The sequence below is a fragment of the Ohtaekwangia sp. genome, from assembly GCF_036568665.1.
In the GTDB taxonomy this organism is placed as follows: domain Bacteria; phylum Bacteroidota; class Bacteroidia; order Cytophagales; family Cyclobacteriaceae; genus Ohtaekwangia.
Genome location: NZ_DATCSD010000002.1, coordinates 1 through 13,639, shown reverse-complemented (window position 1 = coordinate 13,639; position 13,639 = coordinate 1). Strand labels below are relative to the sequence as shown.

General features: G+C 44.4%; 8 protein-coding genes. 4 read left to right on the top strand and 4 right to left on the bottom strand.

The features are described from left to right. Positions 1-165 precede the first annotated feature (165 nt). Positions 166-651: a YdeI/OmpD-associated family protein gene (locus VIN08_RS00060; protein WP_331958349.1), complete on the top strand. Its 486-nt coding sequence runs from the start codon at positions 166-168 to the stop codon at positions 649-651. A 21-nt stretch (positions 652-672) separates the two neighbouring features. Here the strand turns inward: VIN08_RS00060 and VIN08_RS00055 are convergent, their stop codons facing one another. Then, positions 673-873, bottom strand: a complete 201-nt coding sequence (locus VIN08_RS00055; RefSeq protein ID WP_331958347.1) for a DNA-directed RNA polymerase subunit alpha C-terminal domain-containing protein — start codon at positions 871-873, stop codon at positions 673-675. Positions 874-953: 80 nt separating this feature from the next. Then, entirely contained in the window at positions 954-2,123 is a 1,170-nt protein-coding gene (locus tag VIN08_RS00050; protein WP_331958344.1) for an MFS transporter, read from the bottom strand. A gap of 362 nt (positions 2,124-2,485) precedes the next feature. Here VIN08_RS00050 and VIN08_RS00045 point away from each other — a divergent pair, with 362 nt between their 5' ends. Then, on the top strand, positions 2,486-2,683 hold the full coding sequence (locus VIN08_RS00045) for a hypothetical protein (RefSeq protein WP_331958341.1): 198 nt from the start codon (positions 2,486-2,488) through the stop codon (positions 2,681-2,683). 134 nt (positions 2,684-2,817) lie between these two features. Here the strand turns inward: VIN08_RS00045 and VIN08_RS00040 are convergent, their stop codons facing one another. Together VIN08_RS00040 and VIN08_RS00035 are read right to left on the bottom strand one after the other, a co-directional pair. Further along, the gene (locus VIN08_RS00040) at positions 2,818-7,440 is read right to left on the bottom strand and encodes an MG2 domain-containing protein (protein WP_331958338.1); all 4,623 of its coding nucleotides are present in this window, start codon (positions 7,438-7,440) and stop codon (positions 2,818-2,820) included. Positions 7,441-7,444: 4 nt separating this feature from the next. Further along, complete coding sequence (locus VIN08_RS00035) at positions 7,445-10,438, bottom strand: TonB-dependent receptor (RefSeq protein ID WP_331958335.1); 2,994 nt, start codon at positions 10,436-10,438, stop codon at positions 7,445-7,447. Positions 10,439-10,749: 311 nt separating this feature from the next. On the opposite strand from VIN08_RS00035, the gene VIN08_RS00030 reads away from it, so the two are divergent. Beyond that, the gene (locus tag VIN08_RS00030; protein WP_331958332.1) at positions 10,750-11,517 is read left to right on the top strand and encodes a DUF4382 domain-containing protein; all 768 of its coding nucleotides are present in this window, start codon (positions 10,750-10,752) and stop codon (positions 11,515-11,517) included. Positions 11,518-11,712: 195 nt separating this feature from the next. Continuing rightward, a complete protein-coding gene (locus VIN08_RS00025) occupies positions 11,713-13,233 on the top strand; it encodes a TROVE domain-containing protein (RefSeq protein WP_331958329.1) in 1,521 nt (506 codons plus the stop codon). The last annotated feature ends 406 nt before the right edge of the window (positions 13,234-13,639 follow it).

Genomic DNA, 13,639 nt, shown 5'->3' with positions numbered 1-13,639 from the left:
CCTGCAGACCCCGATGGCTATATCGAAAAACGCACATAGTATATATGTTGCGAAGGTCTGCGGTTTTCAGTATCCTGTATATGATTTTTTATTTACGCATATTGGGCAACTATATTCCTGTAATTCGTATAGTATATTTCATTGGTATGCAGGAAAGATTTTTGAATGAAACCTCTCGTTGATAAGAAATACAAACTCGAACGCTTTCAGGGCAAAGGCGGCTGGACGTATGCACGTATACCTCAGATAGTACAGAATAAAGCTAAACCCTTTGGAGCGGTAAAAGTCAAAGGAACAATTGATGGTTACGCTATACAGAAATGTCACTTGATGCCGATGGGCAATGGCAAGTTATTTTTGCCCGTAAAGGCCGAGATACGAAAGGCTATAAAAAAGAAGGAAGGTGATTATGTTCATGTTATACTGTATCCGGATACCGATCCGCTTGAAGTACCTGAAGAACTGATGTTGTGTTTGCGCGATGAACCAGTTGCGCTAGAATTCTTCAACGCACTTTCTGATAGCGAGCAGAAATTCTATATAGACTATATCTTCTCTGCTAAGAAGCTTGATACACGGGTAAGCCGTATGACCAAAACAATAAACCGGTTATTGCAAGGATTAAAGTTGTATGATAAAGTAGAGAAGTAAAATATATAGATACTGTATAGATCACTTCTTACGGAAGGAAAGATTTTTGGCATCAAGTGCTTTTCGCAACTTGTTTATACTGCCGGGGCCCATGCCGTGAAGTTCAAGCACTTCCTTCTCGCTAAGCCACGAAAGCTGATCGAGTGTTTTTATACCGGCACGTTGCAGCGCGCGTTTAGCTGGTTCGGCCAGCAAATCGAGAAAGCTATCGGCTGTTTCCATGCTGCAAACATACCTATAAGAAACGAAAATGCACCTGAGGATTTCAGGTGCATTACTATATTAGTTCGATTATATCAGTACTATGCCTGGGGCTGTGTTACTATGCTCTTTTGCGTGCCGCGTATTAACATGGCTGCAGAAGCCGCACCGATCAACGCCATAAATACACCAACCCATTCCGGAGAAGTATAGGAGTAGCCTGCCATTAACGGAAGACCTCCGAGGAAAGCACCCAACGCATTGCCTATATTAAAACAAGCTTGCGATACTGCCGCAGCAAACATCTCGGCTCCGCGTGCTGTCTGTATCATTAGCATCTGTATAGGAGCAGCCAGTGAGAACGACAATGCACCCGTGATAAATGTAGTGATGAGCGCTATACTTTTATACTGTGAGAAGAACGATACCAGTATAAGCGATGCCACCATACACAGCAGCAATGCAAAAGATGTTTTAGCGGGTGAATAGCGATCGGCCAGCCAGCCTCCCATCAGGTTACCAACAAGCATACCCAGACCCGCCCAGGAGAGTATAAATGGAACCTGGTCTGCAGAGAAGCCCGATACGTTGGTGAGCAGCGGAGCTATATAGCTGATCCAGCAGAAGAGTCCACCGGTACCTATAGCGGTAATGCTAATGATGAGCCATGCATCCAAACGCTTAAAGAATGTAAGCTGCTCGGCTATATTGGTTTTGTTATTATTCTCCAATTTAGGCATCCACAATTGCAGGCAGAGTAACGTGATCAACCCGATCGCAGCAATGAGTAAAAATGAATAGCGCCAGCTATAGTTGTGCCCGAGAAATGTACCAAGCGGAACACCCATCAGGTTTGCAATAGTGAGCCCGGCAAACATGATTGATACAGCTTGTGCTTCTTTACCCTTATCAGCCAGGCGACTGGCCACTACAGCTCCCACTCCAAAGAAGGCTCCGTGCGGAAGGCCTGATAACAAGCGAAGGAAGAATAAAGATATATATCCCGGTGCCAGACTTGACAAGCCATTGAACACCGTGAACATGATGGTAAGTGTGATCAATATTTTTTTAGGAGGATAACCACCAGCGAGAATTACTAACAGTGGGGCACCGATCACTACGCCCAATGCATAAGCAGAAATGAGATATCCTGCTACGGGTATCGATACATCTAAATTGTTAGCGATGTCGGGTAATAAACCCATCATGACAAATTCGGTGGTGCCAATGCCCAAACCACCCAACAGCAATGCGAACAAACTTTTTTTCATATACTATATAAGGTCCTTTATTTCGTTACGCCAGCTTAACAGTGTAGCCACTGCGTTGCCCGGATGCATAACAAATTTTCAGGCCGCGAAGATCAGCATGTTTTTCAAATACAGAAAATTCTTTTTAAACAGTTAATGCCAAACGATTGCAAGGTATCTGCAAGGGCATATTTATATAGAGCACTTTGTAAAAAATGAGCAGAATGTTCACTCCACTACAGGTATCATACGTTTGCATTGGAATGTCATTTCAACCCTTTGCAAAAGTATATTGATTGGTTTCATTACATCTTTTAGACAGCTGCTTACAGGAGCCGTAATATTGCAGTGTATTTACGGCTGAGCATCTCAGCACCTGCGTTATGACTACAAGAAAAGATTTTATACGACAAGCATCGCTTTCTACTATGAACGGGTTAACAGACCCGCGATTTATGCCGGAGTATGCTGAACAGAAATATACTTCATCATCTTCTTCACGCTTTGACCTGATCGGCCGACTGCGCAGAGCGATAGAAAGCATACTGAAGAAGTCTGATAACAGACCTGCGCACATGTAAGCGCAAGGCTCTTCAAAAATATTTTCGTTAGTGAGTGTTAATTGGTTGTCATGCAGATCCAAGTCTCTGTGCGTATGGTCGTGCTGTTGGTGAGACTTGGATCCGGGCATGTGGGGTAAAATTATAGTTATATGTTATTGAATGCTCACGGTGCTCCCCTTCACCCAGTGTTTATACTCATCGGTATAGTATAAATAAGCACAACTTGCTCTGCTGGTATAATTCCCGGAAACTTCTGCCTTCAGATCGAAATGAAGAACACGTATAGCGTTGGGTTCCAGCTCACGATAGTAAATAGCCAATCGGTCGTCCAGTATTTCATAGAAATCGAACACACCTTTTTCCTGCATCTCTTTTAACTGCCAGGGCTGCAATGAAAGCCCTCCGGGAATTCCGATCAGTGCTACGGTCATGGGTATACCTTCATTTTTTAGATTGCGTACAGTAGCTGTAAATCGTACGGTCTCACTCATCTTTATAGCAGATTGTGTCAGCCTGGTATCTATCTGAACACGGCATGCAGAATCAGATGCCGGTGCCTTTGTATTCCAGCGAATGTTTAATGAATATGGAAGTGCTTCGCCAGTATTGTTGAATTTTATCTGCACCACGTTGGTGCCATTGTGTAATTGTTGACTGAATTTGTCTAACACAATCTTATCATGCGTTTCTTTAGTATAGGAGAATTTATCGGTAACAGTGCTGTTAACGGCTACTGCGATCTCTCCTTTTTCGCGGTTGCTATTTATTAAGGCTGCGTAGCGTGTAAGCGCCTGTAGGGCTACCGTTGTGCCTTGGGTCGAGCCAAACATTCCGAACGACCGCTTTGACCGGATAAACTGGATGCACTGGTTAATCGTAGCGAGATCTTTATCGCGCGATTGTAACATGGCTATGCACCACCACGACACTGTTTCAATAAGCAGGGAGTTGTCGTAACTCCTGGTGATGGAATGATCGCATTTTAAATTATTAAATCCTCTGTCGTCTTTTATTTGTTGTAAGAAGTATGCGATTAACTGCGTATAGTCATTTTCTTTTTGCAGGCGATGGGCTGCATTGGCCATCAGCGCCATGCGATACATATCTTTACTGGCCCACGCTTCGTCCAGGCTTTTGCTATACTCTTTTTCCAGTGCGGTAACTCCGGCCTCGGCTAATGCATATACCATGTATGCATTGTTTACTTCTGCCGATGCGCTTGAAAATCCATACTTGCCATGATTCTGCAAAAAAGTACCATCACCTTTTCTGCGGCTTAGCAACCAATCGCGGGTGCGACTCAGCATGGCATCATCAACATCGTTGAATACTTTTTTCATTTCCAGAAATTCAAGCAGTCCGTATGCTGTGAGCGCTTCGTGTGCTGGCGGATGTCCAAACCACTCAAACCCTCCGTCATTTATTTCATAAGCGGTTAATTGTTTATACCCGCTTTTAATATACTGCAAGGCCAATGCTTCAACATGGGGTTGAAGCTGGCCGCTTTCTTTCATGAATTGCAGCGCCAGTATATTGGGGAACGTAGAAGATGATACCTGCTCAAAACATCCATGAGGTTGTTGTAAAATCCCTTCTGCACCCGCAAAGAGATCGCTCACTATATCTGTATAGGCTGTTAACTCTCCTCGCAAAGTTCCCGTTTCAATATCGTTTATTTTAAACCGCAGATTGTTCTCTATGTTTTTATCCGAGAAACTTAGCTTCATAGGGAAACCGATCGGGTGAACAGATATACTCTGACTGATCTTGTCGGAATATTTTTTGCCTCGCAGCCAGATCGTAACCGGAAATGTACCGATGGTATGATCGGTTACAAGCGTAATCCAGTATGTTTTTGTCCTCTCCGGTTCTACATGAACAGAAATGTTTGTGGCTGACAATGCCTTTAAACCTGTTGGCAATTCTGCCATAAGTTCTGCATCGAGTGGTGTGGGCAGTGTATTTTTCACCATTACAGGCAGGCGAAGAGTGTCGTCAAACCCAAGAAAGCCAGGCATTTTAGCATCAAGTGTAAAGGGTAATGAAGCAGAGTATATTTCTTCTTTACGACCAATCAATCCGTTGGCCGTTATACCTTCTGCCGTAATGCGAAAAGCCGATGTTGCATCGCTATTGTTAAAGCTGATCTGTGCTTCGCCTTTTTCGTCTGTTACAATAGTAGGATTCCAGTAAACGGTAGTCTGAAAATTTTTACGTTCATCTGATTTTTGTTTTTTAGAAGTGTCAGTATAAAACTCACGTGTTACAGAGAATAATCGTGGTGCAACCAGGAGACTGGCATATTTCTCTTTGCGCATTTTTCTTGAAAAACTACCGCTTGGTATAAAGGAGCGAGTGTTGATCAGGATAACACCATTCGCAGCCATACAGCCGAACAGAGCTGTAGCTTCAGGGCTTTGCAGAACGTGTATGGAAGAAATGTTTTCCGTGCTCAGAATACTTCCGTTAGGATAGTTAGCACTCAGGTTTGTACTGATCGGTATACCATCAATTACATACAGCGGTTCGTTACGCCCGTTGCCGAATGAATTTATACCTCTTAAAGTAAGTGTAGAGGAGCTGCCGGCATTTGCATTTTGTTGTTGTATTTGCAGACCTGATACACGGCCCTGCAGTATATTTTCGGTGGAAGAATAGGCCGGTATATTTTCAATAGGAGCGCCCGAAATATTTGCCAGCGAGCCGGTGAGTGCCATTTTATTTTCGACACCGTACGACACTACTACAACTTCCTGCAGTTGAGCTACATCTTCTTCCATTGAAAAATCCATGGAGCCCTGCGTGGGCGTAGAAGCCATAACATCCTGGCGCGTAGGTGAGCCGATAACAACAGGCACTGTACTTTCCTTGATCTGTAAACTATTGGAGTATTGCAGCGATGCAGAAGAAAACACAGGTCGTTCAGGAATGCTGAGCTGATTGGGTCTTCGTGTCAACAACAGTATAGATGTAGAGGCATCTATATTTTTAAAAGTGAACTGTCCGTTGCGGGTACTTTTTACTTTGGCAATTCTTCTGCGATTGCCCAACTCAAGCAACGTTACTTCGGCTTCGGTGTTATTGTTGCGCGGATCGAGTACAAACCCCGAAATGGTACTGTTGTTTTCGGGGAGCCACGTTATGGCTGTATTGTTCCTGAAAACTTCTTTCCAGGTAAATCGTCTCCAGCCGCGAACAAGCATGAGATAGTCTAATGCTGCAGATGCTTTCGGCTCAGTCGGATCAAAATAAAATGAGGGTTCCTGTATCTTCCCTTTCAACTCCGAAGACAGAAACATCCATGAGAGTATATTATCCTGTTTGTCATCGGCAAAAGAAATCAATTGGTCATCGGCAACGGACAAAGATAATTTTGCAGGCACAGGTTTGCCGGCATCATCGGTCGTGCGTATTGTTATCTGTACTTTTTCCTGTGGTGTATAATTCTTCTTGTCGGTATTGATCGTTACATGCAAAGTTTTCTGTTGATTCAGAAATACAAGTCGCTCGGCCTCTTCGAGCCCCTCAGCATTGAACAAGGTAAATACTGCTATACCTGCCGGGAAAAGATTGGATTTAATTGTGACGGGATTGGCGCCTTTCTTCAGCAGAATTTTTTCGGCATAGTATATTATACCATGTGATTGCCCTACCAGGAATGCTTCTCCTGTTTGTGATGCCTGAACAATGCCGGATAATGTTGATGCGCTTCCTCTCTCTAGGTGTATAGTATATCCTGATGGCGTTGCTGTCGGCAATGAAAATAAACTATCGTTGCCTGCGGGTGTTGTTATACGTGCTTTATAGGTGTGACCTTCTCGCGGTATAAAATTGAAGGCTCCCATGCCCATGTGAAAGCTTGTGAAGGAAGTAACCACAGTATTGCGTTCGTCCACAATATAGCCCGATACATCAGCCCCTTTTCCAAATTCATTCAATGCTTCAAAAGCCACCTGACAGTTCGTGCCGCTCAGCATATCGCCACCCTCCGGATAAAATTTCAGTGTTATCTTATTCAGCACAATAGGTACAGATCGTGTTATGGACTCCTCCTGTCCATGCGCGGTAATGCGTAAATGCAGAATACCATCCGTGGTGGAAAGGTCACCGGGCAATTTTAAACTCACAGTAAGTTTGCCTTGTTCGTTTGTGGTATAGTTGTTTGTATTAATTACCTCGCCTTGCAGGCGTATGGTTGAATGTACTTCAGCATTTGCGAGAGGTATATTTTTCAGGTCGCTGGCTGTTAATGTAGCGTTTACTTCATCACCAGGACCGTAGGCTTCTTTCTCGAAATCTATCTTTAGTAGCAGGCGTGGAGTTATGACTTTCTGTACGGGTATTTTTTTGTAAAAATAACTTAGCTCGCCTGCATTTTGCATCCATCGCGTATAGGCCGTCACAGAATATATACCGCCTGCTACGGATTCTTCCAAACTGAAATCTCCGCGTGCTGTACCATCCTTTACAAAAAGACTCAAAGTAGATACTTTGTTACCCTTGGGGTCACTCAATTCTATATATACCACATCGCTGGTAGAAGATGGCTTGTGTGTGCTGCCATCGAGCAGAAATACATTGAACCAGATATCTTCACCCGGTTTATAGAATGGCTTATCGAATTGAAGATATACTTTTTCTTCCGGGTGATTTTTTGAATATAGGTTTAGCTGTTCTTTGATGAGGCTGATAAAATCATCTTCCGATTTCTGAAAGCCCGTAAGCGTAACCAGGCCAACAAGCATTACTATATATGCGGGTTTTGTAAATTTCATAGTGTTAGATTTTAATGGTAACACGTGCAGTAAATGTGCGGGTAGCGGGTACGTTAAAAAGATCGAGGCCAGTGCCGTTGGTATAGCCAAACAATGATGACGATGGATCGACACCGGAGTAGGGTGTGATCAGGAAAAGATTGGTGCCAATCAGTGATACCCGCACCTCGTGAATTTTTTTATCGGGCAGAATAACAGTATAGGTAGCCATCAATTCGCTGAGGCGTATCCATGAAGCATCTTCTATATAGCTTTCGCCTACACCGGTAAAGCCATAGCGCACCCACCGGTTAGCAGCTATAGGTTGAGCGGGATCGTAGAAGCTTACCGGTGTAGTATTGACTTGCCCGTCTTCGTGTATGCCCTCAAATATATAGTTGTTTACCGTGCGCTCATTTGCCGAGCTCTCCGATCGGCCGAGATAATCCAATGCCGCCCTGGTTCCATTCCATACATCACCTCCTTTTTTGAAATCAAAAAGACAGGATACGCGAAAACGTCTCCATTGAATAAACATATCCAGCCCCGCTGTCCAGTCGGGAATCGGATTACCAATCATTTTTAGATTTTGATCTACCAGCGGAAATCCATCATCGCCAATAATTACCTGTCCTGCATCGTTGCGTTTATAGCTTGTACCATACAGTGCGCCCAGTGGTTTGCCTGCGGCCAATACTTTGGCAGTGGTGTTGAAGCCTGCCATGGGTATATAATTTTCAGATGAGTAGAGTCTTGTTACTTCAGAAGTATATTTCGACCATCGGACGGATGCACCCCAATCGATTACATCGGAATACCTGGTATATCCCAAGGAAACATTTATACCCTGGTTGGCAACACGTGCTGCATTAAGCAATTGGTAGCTACTGCCATTCCAGACCGGGGCAATAAAATTATCGGTAGTATAATGATAGTATGTGAAGTCGGCCGTTAACTGATTCAGAATGTTGAATTTCATACCTGCTTCAAACTTGTTTTCCGTTTCAGGAGAAAGACCTCGGTTAAATAGTATTTCGGCAGACTCGTAAAAGGTATTATACTGTTGTGCACTTTTTTGCGAAGAGAGGTAAGACCAGTTGGAGTATACGAGGGGGGCTTCATTTAGCGACTGGGCAAAGGTGCCGTATACCGACCACTCATATAGAGGATCGATATATACCAATTCCTGCAGATTTATTTTAGCCCCAATGGTAGGAAAGAAGTTAGTATACCGGGAGGATGATAATGTGTTGGAGAAATAACTTCGGTTGGCCAGGCGAACTACAAGCCATGAGCCATGTGTGTAATTTATATTCCATAGTATCTCATGAATGTTTCGCGACCGTTGCTGCGTATATACTATAATTGAATCGCCCCGGTATAAATTATTCCAAGTGTCGGCAGAGAATCCGAATGCGTCCGTACGATTGAGTCCGCGAGTTTGATAATTAAACTGATACGATATACCCGCGTTGATCTCATCATAGCCGCTGCTGATCCGGTATGATGGAGAAATAATGGTACTGAAGTAGGTCTGCTTCTCATTACGCTGCGTAAGTCGCCCGGGTATATATCCTGATAGTCCCGGTGCCATGCCGAAGATTGCATCACTCCATTGCTTATCAAAGCTGTTGTTTATAGTAAGAGAAAATTGTGACGGAGGCGAGTAGCGTATCGTTGCTGTTGCCAGTAAACGTTTTGCGTTTTCATTGTCGGGTAACTCTTGCACCAGTCCGTATGGATTATCGACAAGACCGGGTGCCTGCGAGCGCACAGTACCATCATTGAGCCGCGAAGCTTCTGTTGAATGCCTGGCGGTGCGAAGCGATAGCCCGTTGGTATTATCGAATGAAACAGGTGTGCGCCATACGGCACCTGTTATACTGGAGAGATTTGCTCCGCGATTTACCAATGTGCCATCCGAATAATTATAGGTGAGGCTCGCGTCCGATGATAGGTTGTTGTTGATCTTTAGTTTCTTTAGCTGAAGTATAAAATTATTCTGAGCGGATTTTGATCCCGGTATAATACCACCACGTGTTTTTCTTCCGGCCTCCAGCAAAACGGTGCTTTGCCCGGGGCCTCTTAGAGAGAGTAAAAGATTTTGAGAGGCAGTAACTCCGGTGCGGAAAAAATTTTTAGCAGTATATATAGTAGCAAGTTTCCCACTGCCCGTAGTGGTTAACATCCCATTTTTATCAAACGAATAATTACTGCCGTCAAATTGCAGCGTACGCATAAGCGGTCCCCAGCTAAATATCTCCTGTGTGTCAGGTCCTTTCCATAGTTCTGTGCCTCCCTGCGATTCGCCCTGCGCATAGCGGTTTTGTAAATCAGGTGTTTGTGTAATCCTTTCAATGCCTATCGAGGTAGTGAATTGCATCTTGCTTCTGTGGTTATTCGATTCGGTATACATCTTTACTTTGTATGTATGAATACCGCGATTCTTTTTATTCAGCACCCGGTTCAATGACCTGATGGAAGCTATATTCTGAGGATCTATGGTAGGATAATTTGATATATATACCGGAGTCTTGTCGTCAAGCACGGCAATTCCGTTTTGGGTAGAGTCTGTGTTTGGAGAAATGATGAAAGGCTGTGTAATAGTTTTTGATTGCTTCTTTCGCGATGCCGGTGTTTTGCCTTTGCCTTGTACGGGGTTCAGGTTATCGGCTGTAACCTCAACTTCGCGCGTTTTCATTCCTATAAAGGCAAATACCAACGTAGAGCCTATGGGCGCATTTAATGAGTAGTAGCCATCCACATCGGTAGTGGTTCCTGTCAGCGTACCCTTTATCGTGATGCTTACCCCTGGCAACGGGCTGCCATCACTGGCGGTGAGCCGACCGCTTACGGTGCGTGTTCCCTCCTGCGCGAGGAGCAACACGGATATAAAAAGGAAAGTAACGGCAAAGCAATACTTCATACGTGCAGGTTTGTAGTAAGATGCTGTAGTGAACCGGATTCCATAAGCGTCATTCAGAAAATTTTCCTGTATAGCCGAAGTAATTTTCCACACAGCATCTTGCTGAAAAAGAAGGAGATGAATATCTCGGAAGCAAGGATTTGTGGTTCTTGCGTAGTCATTGTTTCAGATAAATTCCAATTGCGGTTATTTCCCGTTACAAACTTCCCGTTCTCTGCTGGTAATTCAACCACGAAATAAAGCAGCTGGTCTGCCGATATGTTCTGTAGAGAGAAAAGAAACGTTTAATCTGTAGTATCAGCCATCTGTGCTTTGGGGGTAAGGGTGATCCTTTGTGCTATAACCCCGAAAGCTATATCGAAAAACAAACAAGTATTTATTGAACCCATTAAAAACAAAGGACTATGAAGAGACTCGTGTATTTATTTCTGGTGGCAGCATGGGCAACAGGTTGCAGCAGCGATAACTCGAATGCAAAACTGGAAGTGCGACTGACGGATGCTCCGGGCGATTATGAGGAGGTAAATATAGACATCCAGGAAGTTGAAGTACATACAGCCGCGGGCGATCAGGATTCCGGATGGAAAACTCTGGACATCAAACCGGGAGTATATAATATACTCAAGCTTACCAACGGGCTTGATACATTGCTCGGCACACTAGAATTACCAGCCGGTCGCGTATCGCAGGTGCGATTGGTATTGGGCGATAATAACAGTGTGAAGATTGATGGTGAAACCAAACTACTGGAAACTCCAAGCGCACAGCAATCGGGATTGAAACTGAATGTGCAAGCCGATTTGATAGAAGGTGTTACTTATCGCCTCACACTCGACTTCGATGCTGCACGTTCTATTGTAACAAAGGGCAATGGCGGATATAGTCTGAAGCCGGTGATCCGTACATTGAGCGAGGCTACCAGTGGCGCTATAAAAGGAGTGGTAAATCCTGCAGCATCAACCCCTGCTATATATGTAGTGCGCACTACGGTTGGCGATACCATTGCTACTGCCTATACCGATGCAACAGGACGTTTCCTGGTGCGTGCAGTGGAGCCGGGCAGTTATACAGTAAAGTTTAGTCCTAAAACAGGTTACGAAGCAACCGAAAGAACCGGTGTAACGGTATCGCTGGGTGCAGTAACAGATTTAGGTACCATCAATATTCCGTAGTAGGGTAGTTACAGGTTATTTTACGGAGGGGAAGGCCTTGCAAGTCCACAGGATTTGCAGGCCTTTGTTTTTTATAGCCCTGGTTATTTCAGAGGATAAAAAATTTTTAGAAAAAATTGCCAGGAATAATTCATTGCGCAAAAAGACTGCGCAGTAGGTCATAACCTTTGTGTCATCAAATAAACGACAACGGTTATGAGATTCAATGTATTTCGTAAAGCAAAAAACAAGGTAAAGAATCACGAAGGTGCAGAAGCGTTTGCCCTGAATGAACGTACTGAACTATATAGTGCGATCGTCACTACATCGCTGAACGATAAATTTTATGAGTCTGCGGATAAACGTTTAAAGCGTATCCGTAACCTGATCGCCAAGAATGATCCTGCTTTTGTTGCGCGACTGGCTATATATACCCGTACTAAAATGAACATGCGTAGCGTGCCATTAGTGCTGGCGGTAGAATTAGCCAAGACACAATCGGGTAAAGATATAGTAAGCAAAACGGTAAAAGGTGTTGTGCAGCGTGCTGACGAGATCACTGAGTTGCTGGCGTATTACCAGGCAGCCAACGAACGAAAAGGTTCTAAGAAACTGAACAAACTATCGAAGCAGATACAGCATGGACTGGCGGATGCATTCAATAAGTTTGATGAGTATCAGTTTGCCAAGTACGATCGTGCAGGCGAGATTAAACTGAAAGATGCACTGTTCATCGTTCACCCGAAAGCGGTTAATGAGCAGCAGCAAGTGGTGTTTGATAAGATTGCCAAAGGTATATTGGATGTTCCATATACCTGGGAGACCGAACTGTCGGCTTTGGGGCAGAATAAATTTGCCAATGAAAAAGTGAAGCAGGCTGCTTTCCGTGCGAAATGGGAAGAGCTGATCACCAGTGGTAAAGTGGGTTATATGGCGTTGTTGCGTAACCTGCGAAATATACTGGAGGCTGGTGTATCGAAAGATATACTGGCAGAAGTATGTAATCATCTGGCGAATAGAGATGCCGTTGCAAAGTCGCGACAATTTCCTTTCCGATTCCTGTCGGCTTATCGTGAAGTAAAACAACTTACGTGTGGCGGAGTGCCTATGGTGCTGGATGCTTTGGAGAAAGCGGTTGAGCAGAGCGCGGGAAATATCCGTGGTTTTGGAAGAGACACTTCGGTAGTGATTGCATGCGATGTGTCAGGTTCAATGCAGAAGCCGGTGTCTGCTAAAAGTAAAGTAATGTGCTACGACATCGGGTTGATGCTGGCCATGCTACTGCAGTCGCGTTGTGAAGATGTGCGTACCGGTATGTTTGGTGACACATGGAAGATAATTAATGTATCGCGTAGAAATATACTGGCCAACGTGCAGGAGTTTTACAACCGCGAAGGTGAAGTAGGTTACTCTACCAACGGATACCTGGTGATAAAAGACCTTGTCGCCAAAGGAAAAGTGGTAGATAAAGTAATGATGTTTACCGACTGCCAGTTGTGGAACAGCCATGCCGGATCGCAGACAGGCATAGCAACCTGGTGGAAGCAATACAAAGCGATTGCACCACATGCAAAATTATACCTGTTCGATTTGGCGGGGTACGGTAACACTCCGGTCGATGTACGCGAAGATGGAGTACACCTGATAGCAGGTTGGTCTGATAAAGTCTTCGATATGCTGGCAGCGCTTGAAGAAGGCGGACGTGCCTTGGCAGAAATAGAGAAGATAGCGTTGTGATGATCCCTCCCCTCTGGCGAGAGGAGGTTTACAAGATATAGTAGTATATAGTATAGAATTGTTCTTTGAGAAATAAGGATGTCGTAGAAGTGAGTTACTTCGCTCTTGGGGAGGAATCACATGCTCCGGTAATTCGGAGGAAGTGTTCCGGGTTCGACTCCCGGCTGGCGTGCCCCTATACTCGCTTCGCTTTTACTCCTTGAACTTACAGGAAGGTGCCGTACATCAGAGTTACTTCGACTGAAAATCTATAGTCTCTGCTGGTTTGTTGCCCTTTCTTATGGAAAGTTAGCCGATGCCGTAGCTAAGAGTTACTTCGTCTAAGCTGAGGATTGTGGGTTCGAGTCCCACCTCCAACTTGTTGGAGTAGCTTAATGGTGAAGCATCAGAAATAAGTCTCTTATCG

What these genes read in the sequence shown, in the direction of transcription:
- VIN08_RS00060 (WP_331958349.1), top strand. Translation starts at nt 166, where the DNA reads ATGAAACCTCTCGTTGATAAGAAATACAAACTCGAACGCTTTCAGGGC.
- VIN08_RS00055 (WP_331958347.1), bottom strand. Translation starts at nt 873, where the DNA reads ATGGAAACAGCCGATAGCTTTCTCGATTTGCTGGCCGAACCAGCTAAA.
- VIN08_RS00050 (WP_331958344.1), bottom strand. Translation starts at nt 2,123, where the DNA reads ATGAAAAAAAGTTTGTTCGCATTGCTGTTGGGTGGTTTGGGCATTGGC.
- VIN08_RS00045 (WP_331958341.1), top strand. Translation starts at nt 2,486, where the DNA reads ATGACTACAAGAAAAGATTTTATACGACAAGCATCGCTTTCTACTATG.
- VIN08_RS00040 (WP_331958338.1), bottom strand. Translation starts at nt 7,440, where the DNA reads ATGAAATTTACAAAACCCGCATATATAGTAATGCTTGTTGGCCTGGTT.
- VIN08_RS00030 (WP_331958332.1), top strand. Translation starts at nt 10,750, where the DNA reads ATGAAGAGACTCGTGTATTTATTTCTGGTGGCAGCATGGGCAACAGGT.
- VIN08_RS00025 (WP_331958329.1), top strand. Translation starts at nt 11,713, where the DNA reads ATGAGATTCAATGTATTTCGTAAAGCAAAAAACAAGGTAAAGAATCAC.